At 68.8% G+C, this 19,597-nt stretch carries 19 protein-coding genes; 16 read left to right on the forward strand and 3 right to left on the reverse strand.

Going from position 1 to position 19,597, the window contains the following annotated elements:
* Together GLP40_RS33145 and GLP40_RS03520 are read left to right on the forward strand one after the other, a co-directional pair.
* On the forward strand, window positions 1–260 hold a 260-nt coding region (locus GLP40_RS33145), incomplete at its 5' end, for a hypothetical protein (protein ID WP_230329220.1).
* Between the two features lie 115 nt (window positions 261–375).
* Window positions 376–1,446, forward strand: coding sequence for an Lrp/AsnC family transcriptional regulator (locus GLP40_RS03520; protein WP_328289635.1), 1,071 nt, complete (start codon window positions 376–378; stop codon window positions 1,444–1,446).
* 50 nt (window positions 1,447–1,496) lie between these two features.
* On the opposite strand, the gene GLP40_RS03525 is transcribed toward GLP40_RS03520, so the two are convergent.
* Entirely contained in the window at window positions 1,497–2,627 is a 1,131-nt protein-coding gene (locus GLP40_RS03525) for a helix-turn-helix domain-containing protein (protein WP_328289636.1), read from the reverse strand.
* Window positions 2,628–2,805: 178 nt separating this feature from the next.
* Here GLP40_RS03525 and GLP40_RS03530 point away from each other — a divergent pair, with 178 nt between their 5' ends.
* From GLP40_RS03530 to GLP40_RS03565, 8 genes are all read left to right on the forward strand, one after another.
* On the forward strand, window positions 2,806–3,606 hold the full coding sequence (locus GLP40_RS03530; RefSeq protein WP_196054517.1) for an SDR family NAD(P)-dependent oxidoreductase: 801 nt from the start codon (window positions 2,806–2,808) through the stop codon (window positions 3,604–3,606).
* A complete protein-coding gene (locus GLP40_RS03535; protein ID WP_154786414.1) occupies window positions 3,603–4,964 on the forward strand; it encodes a flavin-containing monooxygenase in 1,362 nt (453 codons plus the stop codon). Before GLP40_RS03530 ends, GLP40_RS03535 begins: the two co-directional genes overlap by 4 nt.
* A complete protein-coding gene (locus tag GLP40_RS03540) occupies window positions 4,961–5,815 on the forward strand; it encodes an SDR family NAD(P)-dependent oxidoreductase (RefSeq protein ID WP_328289637.1) in 855 nt (284 codons plus the stop codon). Before GLP40_RS03535 ends, GLP40_RS03540 begins: the two co-directional genes overlap by 4 nt.
* The gene (locus tag GLP40_RS03545) at window positions 5,812–7,182 is read left to right on the forward strand and encodes an MFS transporter (protein ID WP_230329221.1); all 1,371 of its coding nucleotides are present in this window, start codon (window positions 5,812–5,814) and stop codon (window positions 7,180–7,182) included. The genes GLP40_RS03540 and GLP40_RS03545 overlap by 4 nt, the downstream gene beginning before the upstream one ends.
* On the forward strand, window positions 7,179–7,895 hold the full coding sequence (locus GLP40_RS03550; RefSeq protein WP_328289638.1) for a sulfite exporter TauE/SafE family protein: 717 nt from the start codon (window positions 7,179–7,181) through the stop codon (window positions 7,893–7,895). Before GLP40_RS03545 ends, GLP40_RS03550 begins: the two co-directional genes overlap by 4 nt.
* 828 nt (window positions 7,896–8,723) lie before the next feature.
* Complete coding sequence (locus GLP40_RS03555) at window positions 8,724–9,575, forward strand: alpha/beta fold hydrolase (RefSeq protein ID WP_154786415.1); 852 nt, start codon at window positions 8,724–8,726, stop codon at window positions 9,573–9,575.
* On the forward strand, window positions 9,568–10,140 hold the full coding sequence (locus GLP40_RS03560; protein ID WP_154786416.1) for a TetR/AcrR family transcriptional regulator: 573 nt from the start codon (window positions 9,568–9,570) through the stop codon (window positions 10,138–10,140). The genes GLP40_RS03555 and GLP40_RS03560 overlap by 8 nt, the downstream gene beginning before the upstream one ends.
* Window positions 10,141–10,193: 53 nt before the next feature.
* On the forward strand, window positions 10,194–11,033 hold the full coding sequence (locus GLP40_RS03565) for an alpha/beta fold hydrolase (RefSeq protein WP_154786417.1): 840 nt from the start codon (window positions 10,194–10,196) through the stop codon (window positions 11,031–11,033).
* Between the two features lie 346 nt (window positions 11,034–11,379).
* Here GLP40_RS03565 and GLP40_RS03570 read toward each other — a convergent pair whose 3' ends face one another.
* Window positions 11,380–12,453, reverse strand: coding sequence for a metallophosphoesterase (locus tag GLP40_RS03570; protein ID WP_154786785.1), 1,074 nt, complete (start codon window positions 12,451–12,453; stop codon window positions 11,380–11,382).
* Window positions 12,454–12,709: 256 nt separating this feature from the next.
* Between GLP40_RS03570 and GLP40_RS03575 the strand changes: the two genes are divergently transcribed.
* The 6 genes from GLP40_RS03575 to GLP40_RS03600 all read left to right on the forward strand — a co-directional run bounded on the left by GLP40_RS03575 (window position 12,710) and on the right by GLP40_RS03600 (window position 18,498).
* Window positions 12,710–14,065: a hypothetical protein gene (locus GLP40_RS03575; protein WP_154786418.1), complete on the forward strand. Its 1,356-nt coding sequence runs from the start codon at window positions 12,710–12,712 to the stop codon at window positions 14,063–14,065.
* Window positions 14,066–14,153: 88 nt separating this feature from the next.
* The gene (locus GLP40_RS03580) at window positions 14,154–14,945 is read left to right on the forward strand and encodes a TIGR03084 family metal-binding protein (RefSeq protein WP_328289639.1); all 792 of its coding nucleotides are present in this window, start codon (window positions 14,154–14,156) and stop codon (window positions 14,943–14,945) included.
* A 435-nt stretch (window positions 14,946–15,380) separates the two neighbouring features.
* Window positions 15,381–16,082, forward strand: a complete 702-nt coding sequence (locus tag GLP40_RS03585) for a hypothetical protein (protein WP_154786419.1) — start codon at window positions 15,381–15,383, stop codon at window positions 16,080–16,082.
* Between the two features lie 10 nt (window positions 16,083–16,092).
* Window positions 16,093–17,286 (forward strand): L-2-hydroxyglutarate oxidase, encoded by a 1,194-nt coding sequence (lhgO, locus tag GLP40_RS03590; RefSeq protein ID WP_328289640.1) that lies wholly within the window; start codon window positions 16,093–16,095, stop codon window positions 17,284–17,286.
* A gap of 50 nt (window positions 17,287–17,336) precedes the next feature.
* Complete coding sequence (locus tag GLP40_RS03595; RefSeq protein WP_154786421.1) at window positions 17,337–17,837, forward strand: SRPBCC family protein; 501 nt, start codon at window positions 17,337–17,339, stop codon at window positions 17,835–17,837.
* A 10-nt stretch (window positions 17,838–17,847) separates the two neighbouring features.
* Window positions 17,848–18,498, forward strand: coding sequence for a ribonuclease H family protein (locus GLP40_RS03600; protein WP_154786422.1), 651 nt, complete (start codon window positions 17,848–17,850; stop codon window positions 18,496–18,498).
* Between the two features lie 111 nt (window positions 18,499–18,609).
* Here the strand turns inward: GLP40_RS03600 and GLP40_RS03605 are convergent, their stop codons facing one another.
* On the reverse strand, window positions 18,610–19,506 hold the full coding sequence (locus tag GLP40_RS03605; protein ID WP_154786423.1) for a hypothetical protein: 897 nt from the start codon (window positions 19,504–19,506) through the stop codon (window positions 18,610–18,612).
* Window positions 19,507–19,597: the final 91 nt, after the last annotated feature.

A 19,597-nucleotide genomic window follows, 5' to 3' on the forward strand; every position in this document is an offset into this window, starting at 1 on the left:
GCCTGGCGACCGCACCGGCCGCGCTGGCGGCCTTCGCCGGCGCGGGTGGCCTGGCCGGCACCCTGCTGGCCGGGGGCGGCACGCTCGCGGGCGGGCTGTGGAACTACCTGAGCACGGTGCAGGCGGCGCCGGGCGAAAGCGCGTACGCCCAGCAGGGCGGCCTGCTCGACCCGAACGGCACCGGCGTGCCCGACGCGAATCTGCGACTGCCGAAGATCACCCTGCCCAGCGGTTCCTCCAGCCTGTCTGCTGGTCATTAACCGATGACGGTGCCCCGCGCTCGGCGGACCAGCTGAGTCAAGGCTCGCTTGCCTCCGTTCACGTGTGGTCAGAACACGTGAACAGAGGTCAGCGGGCAGTAATACGATCCGGCATGTGAATGATCGGATCCGGGATCTAGTGGAGAGTGGCACCGATAACGGTTTGCTGCCCGGTTCCAGTATTTCCGAACCGGACTTGGCGCTGATCGACGCATTGCAGTCGGCACCCCGTGCCCCCTGGTCGCATATCGGCCGGGCGATCGGTGTCGACGCCACGACCGCCGCTCGGCGGTGGGAACGGCTGAGAGCCGACGGCTCGGCTTGGCTCACCGCTTACGCGTCGGCACGGCTCGCCACGATCGGGTTCGTCGAAATTCGTTGCCGCCCACGTTTCATCGATGCCGTGAGCGCGGCGGCTGTGGAACTGCCGTGGGTGATCGGCGTCGAGGAGACCGCCGGAGACTTCGATCTGCTGATCTCGGCGGGGGCAGCGGACCTGCCCACCCTGGGGCGATGGGTCCGCGACGACATCGGTGGCCTGCGCGGCATTCGTTCGGCCCGAATGCGGGTGGGCATCACCCTCTTCGGAGAGGGCGGCGATTGGCGAATGCGGGCGCTGCCGCCGGCGCAGCGCGCCGAACTGTCCACGCCTCGGGCATCGAGCCGGACCGCATACGGCGCGCGCGGCCTCACCCGGCTCTCGCCGGTGGATCAGGCGCTGGTGACGGCCCTGCACGCCGACGCCCGCATGAGCTATACCGAACTGGGCGCCGCCGCGGGCGTCAGCGAGCACACCGCCCGCCGCCGGGTCGATCGCCTGTTACGCGAGGGGGACGTGGTGATCCGCTGCGATTTCGCCTACTCGCTCGCAGGACTGTCGACCCTGGTCGTGTACGGCATGCAGGTACCGCAGGCTCAGCTGGCGTCCACCGGGTCGGCGCTGGCCCGGCTGGCACAGGTGCGGTTGTGCTCCGCCGTCAGCGGCCGCCACAGCTTGATGACCCACGTGCTGCTGCACGGACTCAGCGGTATCGGCCCGTTCGAGAAGATGCTGGCCGACCGGTTCCCGGCTCTCGAGATCAAGGACCGCGCGGTCGTCCTGCGCACCCCCAAACGGGTGGGCTGGCTGCTCGACGAACGTGGCCGGGCCGTCGGCCGGATTCCGCTGGGGCCGCTGCGGCCCTAACGCGGCGCTACGGGGTGATCCACCGGTCCGCGGCGATGGCGGCACGCGTTTCAGGCCGCCCAGGCCAGCCACGCGCGGCACAGCCACCACGCCGTCATCGCCCCGAACGTGGTGTGTGGATCCAATCCGGTGACCTCGCTGAAGCGCTGCACGCGGTTGCGCACCGTATTGGCATGCACGAAAAGGGATTTGGCCGCCGCATCGGTGTCCCGGTCCGCCTCCAGCCAGGCGCACACCCCACGCACGACCGGGTCGGTGTTCGCGCCGAGGGCGGCCAATGCCGACCCATGGCGGTCCAACAGCGCCGCCGCCAGGTCGGCTCGATCGGCCAGCGCCGCCGGCACCGCCACCTGAGCGATGTGGACAATCCCCGAATACCCGGTCGCCTCCGCGGCGGTCAGGGCGGCCGTCGCGAGCCGGTGAACGGTGGCGAGTTCCTCGGCTTCGGCGGGTCCGGCCACTCCGATCACCACCCCGTCCGCGACCGCGGACGGCGGCCGGTCCAGCACACCGACCAGGAATTCGTCCAACGGCGCGATCACCGCGACTCCACTTTCCCGCGATACCCGCTCGAGTTCCGCCGTGGACACACCGCCACCCGTCCGGGCCACCGCCACCCACAGGCCACCCGCGACACGCAAGCCCGCCTCGGCGGCAGCCAGCCCGGCCGCCGAACCGCCCGCCAGCAGACGCCGCAGGATGACCGCGGTCCGTTCGCTCGCCCCGTGCCGCTGCCCGGCCTGCGCGGCACGATGGGCCGCGATCAGCCTCGACCGCACCGCTTCGGCCCAGTCCTCGTACAGCTCCCGCGCGTCGAGGAGCAGATCCGGGTGAATCCCATTGGCCGCGGCCGCTTCCCGCGCACGTGACCAAATCGCCCGTTCGGCCACGTGGATGGCCCGCAAGACCGCCTCGATCGGCACTCCCTGGCCGGCCCGGGTGACCGCGAGCTCCTCCACGAACGACAGCTCCGCCTCCACCGGCCCGCGCCGCGCCGCCAGCGCCCGGGTCGACGCGACCAGCAGTGCCCGGGTGTGACCGGCGATATCGGCGCGGGTGAGCGGCGCGACCTCCCGCACGGCAGCGCGTACGCCCGAAACAGCGGTGGACAGCAGATCGTCCTCCCCGACGATCTGTTCGATCAGATCGACCATGACGGCCCAGTCGTCGCGCGAGTTCACCCCACGATCGTGCCTGCCGTTGTGGTGCACCACAACTAGAGGCCCGAACAAGGTGAACCGCGCCATGTTCAGGATCGAATTCTCTCCCTACCGTTGGGGAGCAATACAAAGACCAGTGCATCCGGATCCGAATCGACCCGCTCGATCCGCGACCGCGAGCCCGATGACAGGACCAAGCATGACGAAAGTCGCCGTGATCACCGGCGCGGCGGGCGGCATCGGCCGGGCAATGCTCCAGCGATTCCAGCAGCAGGGCTACACCGTGGCCGGTCTGGATCTGCCACACGCCTGTCCTGCAGGTGACCCGCGCTTCCTCGGCTGCGACATCACCGACGAAGCGCAGGTGCGAACCGTGTTCGAGCATGTGGTCGCGACGTACGGCCGCATCGATGTGCTCGTCAACAATGCGGGCATCTCGGCGATCGGCGCGCTGATGGACCACGACGTGGCGACCTATCGGCACGTGATGGAGGTCAACTACATCGGCGCGCTGCTGTGCACCCGCGCCGCGCTGCCTGCCCTGACGGCGGCCGGCGGGCGGATCGTGGTGACGAGCTCGGTCGCCGGATTCGCGCCCGTCCTCGGCCGGCCGGCCTATGTGGGAGCCAAGCACGCCGTGACCGGACTGTTCACAGCCTTGCGGCATGAGCTTGCCCCGCAAGGCATTTCGGTGACGATGGTGCATCCGACGTTCGTGGTCGGCGGGATGGGCGAAGTCGATCGGGCCGCGGGGGTGGAACGCCCCGTCACCGGCCCGGAGATCACCCCCGATGACGTGGCACGGCTGGTCGTGCAGGCGGTGCTCGACGGCCGTGACCTGGTCCTGCCCGGACGAACAGCGAAGCTGGCCTGGTGGGCCAATCGTCTCTCGCCGCGCGGGTACGCCTGGGCGATGGCGCGCCGGCTCCGGCGCACCGCGCCGCCGACACCGCGCATCGCATCGATCACCCGACCCGTATCCGAGGAGACAACCCGATGAATGCCCCCTGCCGCGTCGCGGTCATCGGCGCCGGCGCGGCCGGTCTCGCCACCACCAAGGCTCTGCTCGACAGCGGCCTCGATGTCGTGACCTACGAAAGAGGAGACCGCCCCGGAGGTTTGTGGGCGCGGGACAACAGCAGCGGGCTCTCCGCCGCCTACGAGTCGCTACATCTGAACACCAGCAAGGCCCGCACCGAGTTCGCCGACTTCCCGATGCCGGCCGAGTGGCCCGACTATCCCGCAGCCGACCACGTCGCCGGATACCTGACCGATTACGCCCACCGGTTCGGTCTGCGCGACCACATCCGTTTCGGCAGTACCGTCACCGCGGTCGACCGCCCCGAGCCCCGGAGGCCGTGGGTCGTGCACACCGAATCCCGGGAGGCCGGCGAGTTCGACGCCATCGTGGTCGCCAACGGCCACAACTGGGATCCCCGCCGTCCGGAACCCGGCTACCCCGGAACCTTCGCCGGTGCGCAGTTGCACGCCCATGAGTACCGCACCGCCGAGATCTTCCGCGACCGGCGCGTACTCGTCGTGGGCATGGGCAACTCCGCGATGGACATCGCCGTCGACGCCTCGTACGTCGCTCGTGGTCCGGTGCTGCTGTCGTCCCGACACGGGGTCCACATCGTCCCCAAATATCTGTTCGGCCGACCGTCGGACCAAACGGCCGGTCTCCTCGCGGCATTGCCGTGGCGTGCACGCCAGTTCGTCGCCGAGACAATGCTGCGACTGGCGGTGGGCACGCCCCAGAGCTACGGTCTGCCCGCGCCCGGTGGCGGCCTGTTCCAGAACCATCCGACCATCAGCGACACGATTCTGCATCGGCTCACCCATGGAGAGGTGGTGGCGCGCACCGGCATCGAACGCCTCGACGGTGATCGGGTCGTCTTCACCGACGGCAGCGCGGACCCGGTCGATGTGATCGTGTGGGCCACCGGCTATCGGGTGAGCATCCCGTTCCTGTCCACGCGCTGGATCGGATCGGACGCCGAGCAACTGCCGCTGTACAAGCGCGTTTTCCATCTCGAGGATCCGAGTCTGGCCTTCGTCGGACTCATGCAGTCGACCGGCGCGGCCCTGCCCGTGGTGGAAGCTCAGGCGAAGCTGGCCGCGGCCTTCTATTCCGGCCGCTTCGCTCTCCCCGCCCCCGCGGGACAACAGCGAACGGTCGCCGCTGATCTGCGTGCCGCCATCGCACGCTGGGGCAGTGACCGCCGCCCCCACATGCGTATCGACTTCGACCGGTATCTGGCGGACGTGGCACGGGAGCTGGACACCGGGCGCGCCCGGGTCTCGCACCCGGAGGCCGTCCCCTTCGCCGGCGCTCACCGCGAGGAGGCTTCCGCGTGAACATCCGTATCTGCCGTCCGATCACGTCGAGCGGCCTGCGTGACGCGCACGGCCTACGCGTCCTGATCACCGGCGCTTCGGGCACGTTCGGCCGCGCGCTCAGCGCCCGTCTGACCGAACTCGGCGCACAGGTGATCGGCCTGGACGTCGCGCCGGACCCCACCGGTCCGGGCACTGTTCTGGCGTGCGACATCACCGATGACGCGAGCGTCGCCGCCGCCGTCGAGACCGCGATCTCCCGGCTCGGCGGCCTGGACCTGCTGATCAACAATGCCGGGGTGGGTGGACCGGCCCCCGCCGAGTTAGCGCCCGGCGCCGAGGTACGCCGCCAGCTGGAGATCAATCTGCTGGGCGCCTGGCGGGTCACGGCCGCATGCGTCGACGCCCTGGTGCAATCGCGCGGGCGCGTCATCATGCTCTGCTCCCGGATGGCGGTCATGCAGCTGCCCTTGGCCGCCGCATACGGCGCGTCGAAGCGCGCCCTCGTGGCCTACGCCGACGCACTGCGTCTGGAAATCGGCTCTCATGTCGGCGTGACCTGCGTCTACCCCTCCGCGGTGCGCAGCCCCATTCACGATTCGACCGCCACCGCGGGCCTGTCGCTGGAAGGGATGAGCCGGTACGAACCGTTGGAGGGTGTGGTCGACACGGTGCTGCGAGCGGCCTTGGGCCCGGTGCGCCGTGACATGACCACCACCCGCCGGGGCGCCGTCGAGTTCTTCCTGTCGCGGCATCTGCCGTGGCTCACCGACCGCATCATCGCGCGAACGTTCGCCCGCCAGGCCCGCTCCGGCGCATTCGACGGCGCTGAGCTCGCGGCTGGTGTCGTGCGACGGCAGGCGCGAGCATGAACTCCATGGCCCGGCCCGCGGCCGTCGGTTCGCCGGGGGAGTCCGACAACTCGTTGCGAACCAGAACCACTGACCTGCTGGTCTATGCCACCGGCTCGATCGGGATGGGGGTCTGGATCACGGTCCCAGGACTGCTGCTGTTGTACTTCCTGACCCGCACGCTGGGGGTTTCACCGCTGCTCGCCGGCCTGACCCTGGTGCTGCCCAAGATCGTCGACGTGCTGATCCACCCGTTGTTCGGGTATCTGTCCGACCGTCAGGCGCGGCGCGCGGGGCACCGGCGCGGCATGCTCCGCGCGGGGCTGCCGCTGGGACTCGCCATGCTCGCGATGTTCACTGTGCCCCAGGGATTCTCGGGTCCGTCGGCGGCCTTGTGGGTCGGTGGCTGGCTGGTTACCGGCAATCTGCTGTTCGCGGCCTTTCAGGTGCCGTACCTCACCACGCCCTCAGATCTGCCGGTCGGATACCACGAGCGCACGCGGGTCTTCATGTTCCGCATGCTGATGCTCACCGTGGGCCTGCTGGGTGCCGGTGCCGCCGCACCGGCGCTGGTGCACGCGGGCGGGCGGGCGGATTACGCCCGCATGGCGCTCATCCTGGCGGTCGTGATGATCGCCGCCGGTGTGATCGGGCTGGCCGGAGTCCGACGCCTCACCGAGCGCCGCGGTTTCCGCGTCCAGGCCGAGGTCTCGCACGCCGGCCTGGGTGATCTTCGGAATACGCTGCGGGACAGCTCCTTCCGCGCACTCGTGCTGTCCTACCTGCTCACCGGAACGACCACGCACCTGTTCCTCGCGGCCGTGCCCTTCTACACCGAGTATGTGGTGCGCGACAAAGACCTGACCGCGATACTCGTGGCCGGGTTCCTGAGCCCCGCGCTTTTCGCCGGGCCCGGGTGGATGTGGCTGTCTCGGCGGATCGGAAAACAGCGGGGACTGCTACTGGCACAGGGCATCTTCATCGCGGGCTCGCTTGCGTTGCTGCCCGGCAGCGCGGCCACACCGGCGGTGAGCGTGGCCATCGTGGCGGTTCTCGGAATCGCGTTCGCCGGGCTCCAACTGCTCGCATTCGCCATGGTGCCGGACGCGGTCGCCGCCGCGGAAACGCGCGGCTCGGCGCGCGCCGGGTCGTACACCGGTGTGTGGACCGCGACCGACGCATTCGGTTCCGCGTTGGGCCCGTACGCCTACTCCGCCGTCCTCACGCTCGGGGGATTCGTCTCGGCCACCGAGGGACACGCGGCCGCGCAGTCGGATACCGCTCGGACCGCGATACTGTTGGGCTTCACCGTATTACCGACACTGCTCATGGTGCTGGCCTTCCTGTTCCAGCGTCGCTGCGCTCTCGACGCGGGCGCAACGGAGTGACCGGTACCGTCCTGTCCGGCGCGCACGTCCTCGCGCTCACCGGTGTGCTGTTCGGTGCCGTCGCCCAGTCCGCGACCGGCATGGGCTTCTCGCTCATGGCGGCACCGGTGCTGATCCTGTACCTCGGCCCCCGGACCGGTATTGCCGCGACGGTGGCCCTGGCGGCCTTGTCCTCCGTCGCGCCGCTGGTGCGCGACGGGCGCCACGCCCGCCCACGGGAGGTCGGCCGACTCCTGGTGCCGATGCTGGCATGCACCCCCGTCATCGCCCTGATATTGCACCGGGTCGACACCCGTCCACTGGCTCTGATCGCGGGCTGCGGCGTCATCGCGTCCGTGAGCGTGCTGGCCGGCGGAGTGCGCTGGCGCTGGCTGCGCCACCCGTTGGGCGCGATGGCCACCGGCGGCGCCAGCGCCCTGCTCAATGTCGTCGGCGGCGTCGGAGGACCGCCGATCGGTCTCTACGCCGCCAACGCCGAGTGGGAACCGGCAAAGGCCCGCGCCAACCTGCACTGCGTCTTCCTTCTGCAGAACCTCGCCACATCGATGGTCCTCGGAATTCGGCTTCCCGGTATCGCCGAGATGCTCGCGCTGGCAGCGGGTACGGGCCTCGGGATGGCGCTCGCACCCCGGGTACCGATCGTGAGGGTGCGGCAGATGGTTCTGGGAGTCTCACTGCTCGGCGGCATTACCCTGGTCTGCCGCGCGGTCTGAACTCATGACGTATCGGCCGCGTGCCCGCTCGTCACCCCAGCGCCGCCGCCGACCGTATGGCGGTCTCGAGTCGGACGGTCGAAGCAGCCGACAATCGGGGGCGATTCCGCCTCAGACGGCAGAGCGTCGAGCGAAGCGTTTACGCCGTCCGGTTGCCGCGGACATCGCGGAACGGATTCTCGCTGACGGCCCTACACTCTGGTGATCATGCGGTGCATCGTGCACGGCAACTGGACGTCGGCGCCTCGGCAGGCAACAGCGTGACCGTGCCGAGGCGTCGACCATCCGAGATCGTCGCCGGTCGTTGCAGGCGTCCCGACGACGGCCGCGAGCCGCCGCGAAGGGAGCGCGGCTCGCGGCTTCTTCGATCCCTATCGCTCCGTAGCGGCGCTGGGATCGAAACCTGGTGTCGCGGTTGGCAAATGAGACCATACCGCTGATCCGGCGGCTCGAGACCGAGTATTAGCCGGAATTAGGGGGTGATGCGTGTTACGTCATTTAACACCCCTGATCAGGGAATTCCACGTTTTCGCATCGCGGAATCGCCAATAGGGCAGATAACAGACCGCTCACATGGTCAAAGGCACGTAAACAGACCGAGCAACTAATCGGCAATCGAGACGGCGGACCGAGACGCCACACGACGCCGCCCGGAACCTCCAGTCCAACGTGGAACGGTGGCCGTAGTCCAACGTGGAACGGTGGCCGTTCCGACAGCATCCCGCGGCCTCACAGCAGCCAGATTCGGGCGAGGGGTTGACGGATTAGGCTAAAACAATTAGCTTTATGGCTATCGCAGTTAGCTTCACTCGTTAGGGAGAGAACGACATGACCGAGTACGTGGACATCGAGGGTGGCCGGATCGCGTACGACGAGATCGGCACGGGACCGCTGGTGGTGCTGTCGCACGGCATGGGCATCGACCGGAACGCCTACAAGCACCTGGCCCCGATGATCGCGGCCGCCGGGTACCGCGTGGTCAACACCGATATGCGCGGCCACGGCGAGTCGAGCATGGGCTGGGCCTCGGTCACCGGCAAGGAGGCCATCAGCCGCACCGATGTCGCCAACGACCTGCTGGCGGTCATCGAGAAGCTCGGCGGCGGACCCGCGGTCGTGGTGGGCCACTCGCTCTCGGGCGGCTCGGCCACCATCGCGGCCGCGCAGCGCCCGGACCTGGTGCGGGCCATCGTGGAGATCAACCCCTTCACGCTGACCCAGAAGGCCGACATCATGGCCCTGTTCACCAATGCCCGTCACCGCAAGGGCATGATCCCCCTGATGGGCACCATGATGTTCAAGAGCCTCGGCCAGTGGCTGAAGTACCTGAACGTGGCCATGCCGACCAAGCCCGCCGACTTCGACGACTACCTGGCGGAGGTGGCGGCCAAGCTGCGCGAGCCGGGCCGGATGGCCGAGTTCATGAAGACCGGTCAGTCGACCCCGGCGGATGCGGAAGCCCAGGTGCCCAACGTGACCCAGCCCGCGCTCATCATCATGGGCACCGCCGATCCGGACTTCCCGAGCCCCGAGGCCGAGGGCCAGCGCGTCGTCGCGGCCCTGCCGGCCGGACTGGGCAGCCTCGGCCTGGTCGAGGGCACCGGCCACTACCCGCAGTTCGAGGCCCCCGACCGGGTGGCCGCTCTGATCCTGCCCTTCTTGAAGGAACACCATGCCTAGGGTGGGCCTGAGCCGGACCGACGTCGTCGCCGCGGGGGCCGACCTCGCCGACGAGGTCGGTTTCGGGAATCTGGCGCTGGGCGCCCTCGCCCAGCGGCTCGGGGTGCGGACCCCCTCGCTGTACAAGCACATCGAGAGCCTGGCCGACCTGCAGCACGGCATCGCCGCACTCGCCATGACCGAGGTCGACCAGCGGGTCCGCGACGCCATGCACGGGCTGTCCGGCAGCGCGGCGCTGGCCGCCTTCGCGAACGCCTTCCGCGACTACGTGGTCGAGCATCCGGGTCGCTATACCGCGACCGTCGGCGCCAAGTTCACCGGGCCGGATGATCCACTGCTGCAGTCGAGTTCGCGGGTGCTGGACTCCATGGCCGCGGTGCTGCGCGGCTATGGCATCGGCCCGGACGAGATGGTGCACGCCCAGCGCACCCTGCGCTGCCTCTTCCACGGCTTCGCCACCCTGCAGGCGTCGCACGGATTCCAGTGGAGCGATGACGCCGATGACAGTTTCGACTGGATGATCCGCTTCCTCGACCGAGGACTCGGCGAAATCGGCTCACACTGAACAGGATTGCGGGACCATGAATCCAACACTGGCGACGAAGGTGTTGGAGTGTCATGGAAGACTTCACATTCGACGGCACCCGCATCGCGTACGTGCGGCAGGGGGAATCCGGTCCGCCGGTGCTGATGCTGCACAGCGCGGGATCCTCCCACCTCATCTGGACGCCGCAGATCGCGGCGCTGTCCCGCGAATACCGGGTATACGCCGTCGATCTGCCCGGATACGGCGCGTCCGCCCGGCCCGCCGACGGGTACACGCTCGAACGCTATTCCGAGCTGATCCGGGCGTTCATCGAACAACATGGGCTCAGCGGTGTAGGTCTGGTCGGCAATTGCGTCGGCTCGGCCATCAGCCTGACCCTGGCCCGGCGGCATCCCGAACTGATCCGGGCCGTGGTGGCGATCAATCCGCTCACCGAATCCACCGCCATGCGGGGGGATTGGGGGCAGGCCGCCCGTGTCGCCCGCGCGCTTCCGGACTCCACCGCCCGAGCCCTGAGCGACTGGCACACTCCGCGCTGGGTGGCCCGCCGCACCGCCCGTGCCTGGTTCACCACCCGCCGCGCCTACCGGGAATGCCCGTATGTCGCACCGCTGTCGTCGGGCTTCCCGGCCCGGGCGCTCATCTACCTGGTCCGCGATCTGTCTTCCTTTGCGGCCCTGGATGATTGGCCGGATCATGCCGATCTGCCGCCGATCTGCGTGATCTGGGGCAATCAGAACCGCGTGCTGTCCGCGGCGGCCGGGCGGGCCGTCAATGCGATGCTGCGCCCCGACCGCGCCGAATACCTCGACGGCTGCGGCCATGTCCCCATGCTCGAGCGAGCGGCCGACGTCACGGCGATCATCGGCGAATTCCTCGCCGCCCACCTACCCGCCGACAGCGTGCCCTAGCCGCGTGTCCTCGTCATTCCGGCGCGGCCCGATGGCGAGGACACATGCCGATGCCGGTGGGGCAATCCGGCAATCAGGGCGCAGTGAAGGGCCGCGCCGGGTCGACGTCTTCCGGTCGGTCGGCGCGGTGGTGCCGCTGGCCGATGCCGCCGAGGCCCGTGCACGCCCTGGACTCCGAGGAGGGCGACCAGATTCGGATCGTCCGGAAGCCGTAGCGATTCACAGACTCGGCCCCGGAGTCACCAGGGCGGGCGCAGGCGGTGCTCGCAACACTCTCGACCGAGAGGTTGCGGCGGCCCCGTGAAACCGCCGAGTGATTCCGAGGCCGAGAGAACACGCCGGCGGGTTACGCGAGCCGACGCTGGAAGGCGTTGGCGGACTGGCCGTTCGAGAGGTCGACGGTGTAGACTCCCAGCTCGGCGGACGTGGGGGTGAGGTCCAGGACCATGAAGCCGAGATCGGTGTAGTTCTCGTACAGCGCGCCGTTGACGGTGTGCACACCACCGCTGGACGGTTCGCCGTGCACCGACTTCGCGGCCGCGCCGGAGATGATCTGTCGGGTTCCTTTGCAGGCCGCGTTCGGTTCCAGCACCTGCAGCGAATGGTCGTGCCCCGACAGCAGGAACTGGCACCGGCCCAGCACATGCGCCTCGAAGAAGTCCTTCACGTGGCGCCCGTCGATCGGCTCGATGCTCGAGCCCTCGTATTCGCCGACATTTCCGTGCGGACCGTTGTTGAGGTACGGGTGGTGGGTGCAGGCGATCTTCCACGTGGCGGGCGATTCGTCGATGGCCCGGTCCAGCCAGGCGGCCTGCTCGGCCATGAACTGCCCGTCGGCCGCCCAGTATGGCTGGAAGAGCGGGGGCAGATAAGCGGCGATCGGATTGAGGTCCAGCACGAAGAATTCCACGACCGGCTGCTCCCGCGGAACCCGCACAGAGTAATAGCGGGACGGCATGAACCAGCGGGCCGAGCGCGCGTGATAGGCGACCTCATGATCGCCGCGCAGCAGCCAGCCGCCGTCGCCCGGCAGGATCGAGGAGTTGTCGTGATTGCCCTGCACCATCAGCCAGGGGAAGTCGAGATCGTGATTGGGGTCCTCGAACTTGGCGGCGAATTGGGCGTCGTCATCGGACCAGGGGCCCTGTTCATAGACGTTGTCGCCGAGGCCGAGGGCGCAGGAGAACGGTTCACGCGCATGCAGTTCCCGCATGGCGTCGGCGACCTGCCACTGCGGGCGCGCGCCGGTGCCCGCGTCGCCGGTGACGAGGACGCGAAGGCGGTCGCCGTCGGGCAGCGGGAATTTGCCGGTGGCCGGGGCGTTCTCGGCGTGGGCGGGCGCGCCGGCGGCGACCAGCGCGGCCACGCCGGCGGCGGTGGCGGCCGTGCCGGTCAGAAAAGCACGACGGTCGACGGACATGCGCCCACCCGTCGCCCCACCGCCACCCCGATACGGAGTCGCTTCGCGACGCTGCATTTCCCCACCTTTCAGTCCGGTCAATTGGCCAGTATTCCCAATGTGCGAAACCGCCGCAGGGTACGTCGCCATGCCTGCCCCCACAGGCCCGCGACACGATACGTTCTTCCAGGCCAGGACCTTTTGACAGGGCCTCGGACCGATGAGAGTGTTGGTAGTCCGCTTTCTCAACTCAGCCCGGCCGTAGGGGGACGCTGCTATGACGACACTGGCCTCGGGTCTGTTCCTGGACTGGGAACAGCTGACCGGCCAGCCGAAACTCGTCGTCGACCTGATCAGCTTCCCCATCTTCAGCGCCATCGCCGGGTGGCTGACCAACTGGACCGGCGTGCTGATGCTGTTCTGGCCGGTCTATTTCAAGGGCTTCCGGGTGCCCGGTCTCGAGATCCTCTACCCCTACTTCCCGCGCCGCGTGCAGGTGCTGCCCACCTTCTCCGGCGACGGCAAGCGGCTCGGCTTCCAGGGTTTCATCCCGGCCCGCGCCGAGAAGATGGCCAGCATCTGCGTGGACGTCGCCATCATGCGAATCGGCAGTCCCAAGGACTTCATTCGCGAACTCGACCTCGAGGGCATTGCCGATTACATCGCCGAGGTGGGCCGCAAACAGGTGCCGGACATGGTCGACGAGATCATGAGCAAGGAGAACCCGGACCTGTGGGGCGCGGTGCCCAAGTCCGTGCGCAATGTGCTCCACCAGCGCATCGAACGCGAACTGCCGACGCTGGCCCGGCGCGCCTTCGAGCAGCTCGGCGACAATGTCGACCAGCTCATCGACATCAAGGACTTCGTCATCCGGTATCTGCGGGACAACCCGGAGATCCTCAAGGACCTGACCACGACCATCGCCGCGCCCGAACTCAGGTTCATGGTGCGCATCGGCCTGCTGGGCGCGCCCTTCGGCCTGCTGCTGGCGCTGTATCTGCATGTGCACCAGAGCATTCCGGTGATCGGCTGGATTCCGCCGTGGCTGGTCATCCTGGCCGCCGCGGCGGCCATCGGCGTGACCGTCAATGTCATCGCCATCAAGATGGTGTTCGAGCCCGGTGATCCGCAGCCGCGGTACAGGTACCTGTGGAAGCAGGCGCTGCTGGCCAAGCGGCAGCCCGAGGCTGCGGCCGATCTGGCCAATATCCTGGCCTACCAGGTGCTGACGCTGCCCAACCTGGCCCGCGAACTGCTCGACGGCCCGAACGGCGACAAGACCCGGCAGCTGCTGGAGCGACTCATCTCCCAGGAGATCCACCGCCAGCTCGGGCCGACCCATTCGGTGGTGCGGACGGTGTTCGGCAAGCGTCAGTTCGACAATCTGAAGGTCGGTGCGACCTCCGCCGCGGTGGGTCTGGCCCCGAGTCTGGCCGATGATCCGGAATTCGCGGCCGCCCAGGCCAAGAAGATCGACGAGTTCGCGGCCCGCAAGCTGCAGCAGCTCACCCCCGGCGAGTTCATGGAGATGTTCTACGCCTCGGTCGAGCAGGACGCGTGGCTGCTGTACCTGCACGGCGCAGCGCTGGGCCTGGTGGTGGGGGCCGTGCATCTGATCCTTTTCGGCTGGTAGGCAGACCTTTTCACGAAAAGGAACCAGCACCGCCGAAAATCAAGCACGCGTGCTTGCATTTTTCCAGCGCGGCTGCGATGCTGGCCCGGTGGCCGATCTCGAGGCATTGCTCGCCGACTTCACCGCCGAATGCGCCGATCTCGATCGGCTGATCGCGGAGCTGGCACCGGCCGACTGGCAGCGCGACACCCCCGCCGCCGGCTGGACCATCGCCCACCAGATCGCCCACCTGAACTGGACCGATCAGGTCGCCGCGGTCTCGGCCACCGATCCGGCCGAATTCGACCAGCTGGTGCAGGCGGCCCTGCCCAAGGCACTCACCTTCGTGGACGAGGCCGCCGAAGAGGGCGCGAAAACCCCTCCGCCGCAACTGCTCGCCGACTGGCGGCGCGATCGCGCGGCGCTGGTCGAGGCGCTGCGCGCGGTTCCGGCGGGCATCAAGCTGCCGTGGTTCGGCCCGCCCATGAGCCCGGCCTCCATGGTCACCGCCCGCCTCATGGAGACCTGGGCGCACGGGCAGGACGTGGCCGACACCCTCGGCGTCACGCGAGAACCCACGGCCCGCCTGCGCCACATCGCGCACATCGGCGTGCGGACCCGCAATTTCGCGTACACGACGCACGGGAAGACCGCGCCCGCCGAGGAATTCCGTATCGAACTGACCGCGCCCGACGGCAGCCGATGGACCTGGGGCCCGGCCGAGTCCACGCAGCGAATCAGCGGTTCCGGGTTGGATTTCTGCCTGCTGGTCACCCAGCGACGGCATCTCGATGACCTCGCTCTCGACGTGCTGGGCGACGACGCCCGCGAATGGCTGGGCCTGGCACAGGCATTCGCCGGACCACCCGGAAGCGGCCGAACGGCGGGTCAGTTCGCCTGACCCGCCGCCTATCCCGGCCTCCGGCCAGAATCCCCAACTCCCACAGGGGCTTCGGCTCTCGGCGGAACGTGGTTTCACAGGGCCCAATCCCTGTGGACCACCACCGCTCCCCGAGAAGGAGCGAGCGAGCGCCAGCCTGGGTGCGCCGTGCCTGGTGCCGACCGGACGCCGTTGGCCGGAGGTCTCTTCGATGGCAGTCGAGTTGGCGCTCGCCGCTAATCAGGTTTTTACCCAGACTTTCGCCGGGGAAAACCTGATGACGCCCAACCCTTTCCATGGTGTGATCCTGATCTCACCGACCGCGTGTGTTACCCGCGGCCACCGTAACCTGGACGCGCGTACGACTTTCAATGGTGCGGGTCGTCGCGCCGTCCATGCGCTGGGGGACCGGTGGGCGCCGGGGGATCAGGGGAGAGGGAAAGGAACGCACCAGTCATGTCGCATCCACTCGCGACACAGGCCGCCCGGTCGACCGGCCGTGCGGCCCAGATGTTCCGCTACAGCGCCATTGTCACCGCCAGCATGGCCAGCATCGGGCTGACCGTCGCGGCGGGCTCCTACATCGCCAATGAGATGGCCCAGCAACCGGGCAAGCTCGCCACCACCTCACCGACCAATCGGCCGGCACCGGTCGAGCCGGGCGCCGGCCCGGATGCTCAGCCGGGCATCCGGTCCGCCTCGCCGATCGCCGAGAAAATGACCCTGACTTCGCTTTTCACCGGCCGCCCGATGGAAGCCGGAAGCGCACAGACGATTCCGGCCCCCACTCCCGGCACCGGCGCCGCCGCCGCGGCCGACGTACCCCGTCCGCTGGGCGGCCAGCTCCGGCTCGGCACCGCCTACGTGGGTGCGCAGGTCGCCGCGGCCCAGCACGACACGGTCACGCTCACCCTCGACACCAACGTCTTCGCCACCGTCGCCGACGTCCTGCGCAACACTCCGGTGGGACAGCAGCTCGGCGTCACCAGCGATCCGAGCGCCAACACCCGGCTGCGGACCGATGTGGACAGCCACGGCGACGTGACCCTCACACTTTCGGATCCAGCTCTGGGGAACTACCGCCTGCAGATCGCGCGGCACCCGGTCCCGGCGCCGACGGCCGACGCCCACGGGGAAGACGCCGCCGTCGCTGTGTGAGACTTCCGATGTGTACGACTACTGCGTGATCGGCGGTGGCATCGTCGGGGTGGCCACCGCGCACCGCATTCTCGAACGCCATCCGGGCGCGAGCCTGCTGCTCGTGGAGAAGGCCGGCCGGTTGGGCCTGCACCAGACCGGGCACAACAGCGGGGTCATCCACTCGGGCATCTACTACGAGCCCGGCAGCCTGAAGGCACGGCTGTGCGTGCGGGGCGCGCGACTCACCAAGGAATTCGCGGCGGCGCACGGCATTCCGTTCAAGGAGTGCGGAAAACTGCTGGTGGCCACCGATGCCGCCGAGCACGCGCGCATGCTCGCGCTCTACGAGCGGTCGGTCGCCAATGGCGTCGAGGTCGAGTTGCTCGACGCCGCCGAGCTGGTGCGGCGGGAGCCGCGCGTCACCGGGGTCGGGGCGCTGTTCGTGGCGAGCACCGGCATCATCGACTACGGCAAGATCACCCGGACGCTGGCCGACGACGTGCGCGCGGCCGGGGGCGAGATCGTGCTCGGCGCGGAGATCGCGGCCATCACCGAAACCGACTCCGAGGTAACGATTTCCGGTCCGACCGGCAGCTGGCAGGCTTCCCGGCTGGTGGTGTGCGCGGGCCTGCAGGCCGACCGGATGGCGCGGCTCGCGGGCCTGGACATCGATCTGCGCATCGTGCCCTTCCGTGGCGAGTACTACCAGCTGCCGCCGGAGCGCAAGGACCTGGTGACCACCCTCATCTATCCGATCCCCGATCCCGAATTGCCGTTCCTGGGCGTGCATCTGAGCCCGACCATCGACGGCGCGCTGACCGTCGGGCCGAATGCCGTGCTGGGACTGGCCCGCGAGGGCTACCGCAAGGGCAGCGTGAACCTCCGAGACGCCCGGGAGATCCTGGGCTACCGCGGTTTTCACCGGGTGGCCGCCGCCAATGTCCGCACCGGCCTGCGGGAAATGCGCAACTCCCTGTTCAAGCGCGGCTACCTGGCCGAATGCCGCCGCTACTGCCCCGAGCTGACAGTCGCCGACCTGTTGCCGCGCGAGGCCGGCATCCGCGCGCAAGCCGTGCTGCGCGATGGCACCCTGGCCCACGATTTCCTGCTCGAGCGCACGCCGCGCTCGGTTCACGTGCTCAATGCCCCGTCCCCGGCGGCCACCTCCGCCCTGCCCATCGCCGAGTACATCACGAACCGATTGGACGACTTCGCTCAATAAATAGGATTGCTGTAGTACTTTTAAGGCAGCCGTGGGACAGGGAGCAGCCTATGGGCCATTTCAAGTACGCGAGTGATGTCGGCGCACCGGTGGAAGTCGCGTTCACATACACGGACAACCATCAGTTCGTGCCGGACTGGGCCTTCGGCGTGGTCGCCTTCGAACCGATCGGGGATTCCGATCATGGTGCCGGAGCCGTCTTCGCCGTGACCCTCCGGGTCGGCCTGTGGCATCCCACGATCGAGTGTGAGATCACCGACTACCGCCGCAACGCGGTCATCGAATACACACTTCGCCGACGCCGGAAGGGGAAGCCGGCGTCGGCGCGCTCCAACTTCTGTGTCATCACTCTGCGCTTCGATCCGCTCGGGTACGGCCGCGCGGTGCTGACCTCGGAGACCGAGTACTGGGTGCCGCGCGGACTCACCGGCAAGTTGCTGTCGAAGATGCTCGCCGCGGTGGTGCAGGCCACCGTCCACCGGACCGAGTCGCAATTGCGCAGGGAGATAGAGGAATTCCACGGCACCGATCTTGTCGGCCGGATCGCGTAGGGTAGGCCGCATGATCATCGTGAGCACCGACGGATCATGCCTGCGCAACCCGGGCGGCGCGATCGGCTGGGCCTGGGTCAATCACGCGGGCGGTGCGGCCAGCGGCGGCGCGGCCTCGGGCACCAATCAGATCGCGGAGTTGCGCGCGCTCCTCGAGGCGGTCCGGGCCCACCCGGGCGCTGAACCCCTACTCATCGAGAGCGATTCGCTCTATGCCATCAAGTGCGCCTCCGAGTGGATCAACGGCTGGCGCACCAACGGCTGGAAGACCTCCACCGGCGGGGCGGTCAAGAACGTCGAGCTGATCCAGCAGATCGACCGCGCCATCGCCGCCCGTCCCGGTCCGGTCCGGTTCCGCTGGGTGCGCGGACATGTCGGCAACTACTTCAACGAGCAGGCGGACGCGCTGGCCGGCCAGGCCGCGCGGAAGGTGGCGGCCTCCGGGGTCGCCACCGATTCCGACGGTGCGGAATCGGAGCCCTTCGATCCGCCCACCGCGCCGATTCCGGTCGCGGAACCCAAGACAGAGCCGCTGCCGGTGACGGCGCCCACCGATCAGGCCGAGAAAGTCGGCGCCACCGCGCATTCCGCACCGCAGACCCCGCGCCACCGCGCCGCGGCCGCCAAAACGCCCGCCTCCGAGGCGCTCACGCTGTTCTGAGTTCCTCGGGCGCTGTTCCGAGCGCCACAGGTCGCTCACCTGCGACGACAACCGCCAGGCCCGCCCCGGAAGTTCCGGAGGCGGGCCCTTTTCCGCGCTTGCACTATTCGATCAGCTGCCCGGCTTGGGCGCCGCGGTGGTGCTGGGCGCGGGCTGGCCCGAGGGGGCAGGCTGACCGGAGGGTGCGGGCTGGCCGGAGGGCTGCGCGCCCTGCTGGTCGCCGCCGCCGGTGGCGCCGGGGAACAGCGGGTTCTCATCGCCGGAGTAGACCGGCTGGAACTTCGACACCAGCCACTTGCCGTCGTGCTTCTCCAACTCGACGAAGGTAGGGATGGTGAGCACGATCGGCTTGGCGTGGAAGTCGTTGGTGGAGGTCTGGGTCAGGCTCACCAGGACCGACGCCTTGTCGGCGTCGCCGGACTCCCAGCCGCAGCGCAGCACGTTCAGCGAGGACTTGGCGTGGGCGCTGGAGAGGATGTCCTTCACATCGCCGGCCATGGGGTCGAACATCTGCTTGAACTCGCCGGTGACGAGCGCCTGTACGCGCGGGCCGAAGTCGTTCCAGGACGATTGGTCGTAGACGGAGACCGCGCGCGCGAAATCGCAGGCGGCCTTGGACGCCGAATCGCGATCCGCGAGTTCGTTGCTCTTGGTGTGGGATTGCCACCAGAACGCGGCCAGGCCCGCGAGCGCGGCGACCAGCAGCACGCCGATCGCGATGAGCGCGACCATCGGCACCGCGACCTTCGGGCCCAGGGCGGACGTGGACGCCGAGTCGGCCTTCGCGGCCGGCTTCGCCGAATCCGGCTCGGACTCGGCGGCCTTCGCTTCTTTCCCGGCTCCCGGCGCGGGCTCTGCTCGGGCCTCGGGCGCCGACTCGGCCGCCGGCTGCTCGGCTGCCTTCTTCAACTCCGGCTTCTCGGCGGGCTGATCGGCGCTGCCCTGGGCATCGGCCTCGGCGATGGAATCGTCTTCGGTTTTCTTGTCCTGGGCAGCGTCGTCCGACATCTATCGATCACTTTCCCGGTGCGCTGCGGACGCACCGTCTAGGTTTCGTATCAGCGAGTATGCCCGCCGAAAATGAGAACGGCAGGCGGGC

Origin of the sequence: Nocardia aurantiaca, assembly GCF_009708175.1 — a bacterium.
Lineage (GTDB): Bacteria > Actinomycetota > Actinomycetes > Mycobacteriales > Mycobacteriaceae > Nocardia > Nocardia aurantiaca.

Excerpts from the sequence above, each read along its gene's own strand:
- GLP40_RS03600 (WP_154786422.1), top strand. The coding sequence starts at position 17,848 with ATGATCATCGTGAGCACCGACGGATCATGCCTGCGCAACCCGGGCGGC.
- GLP40_RS03595 (WP_154786421.1), top strand. The coding sequence starts at position 17,337 with ATGGGCCATTTCAAGTACGCGAGTGATGTCGGCGCACCGGTGGAAGTC.
- GLP40_RS03570 (WP_154786785.1), bottom strand. The coding sequence starts at position 12,453 with ATGTCCGTCGACCGTCGTGCTTTTCTGACCGGCACGGCCGCCACCGCC.
- GLP40_RS03575 (WP_154786418.1), top strand. The coding sequence starts at position 12,710 with ATGACGACACTGGCCTCGGGTCTGTTCCTGGACTGGGAACAGCTGACC.
- GLP40_RS03545 (WP_230329221.1), top strand. The coding sequence starts at position 5,812 with ATGAACTCCATGGCCCGGCCCGCGGCCGTCGGTTCGCCGGGGGAGTCC.
- GLP40_RS03535 (WP_154786414.1), top strand. The coding sequence starts at position 3,603 with ATGAATGCCCCCTGCCGCGTCGCGGTCATCGGCGCCGGCGCGGCCGGT.
- GLP40_RS03555 (WP_154786415.1), top strand. The coding sequence starts at position 8,724 with ATGACCGAGTACGTGGACATCGAGGGTGGCCGGATCGCGTACGACGAG.
- GLP40_RS03560 (WP_154786416.1), top strand. The coding sequence starts at position 9,568 with ATGCCTAGGGTGGGCCTGAGCCGGACCGACGTCGTCGCCGCGGGGGCC.
- GLP40_RS03585 (WP_154786419.1), top strand. The coding sequence starts at position 15,381 with ATGTCGCATCCACTCGCGACACAGGCCGCCCGGTCGACCGGCCGTGCG.
- GLP40_RS03565 (WP_154786417.1), top strand. The coding sequence starts at position 10,194 with ATGGAAGACTTCACATTCGACGGCACCCGCATCGCGTACGTGCGGCAG.
- GLP40_RS03605 (WP_154786423.1), bottom strand. The coding sequence starts at position 19,506 with ATGTCGGACGACGCTGCCCAGGACAAGAAAACCGAAGACGATTCCATC.
- GLP40_RS03530 (WP_196054517.1), top strand. The coding sequence starts at position 2,806 with ATGACGAAAGTCGCCGTGATCACCGGCGCGGCGGGCGGCATCGGCCGG.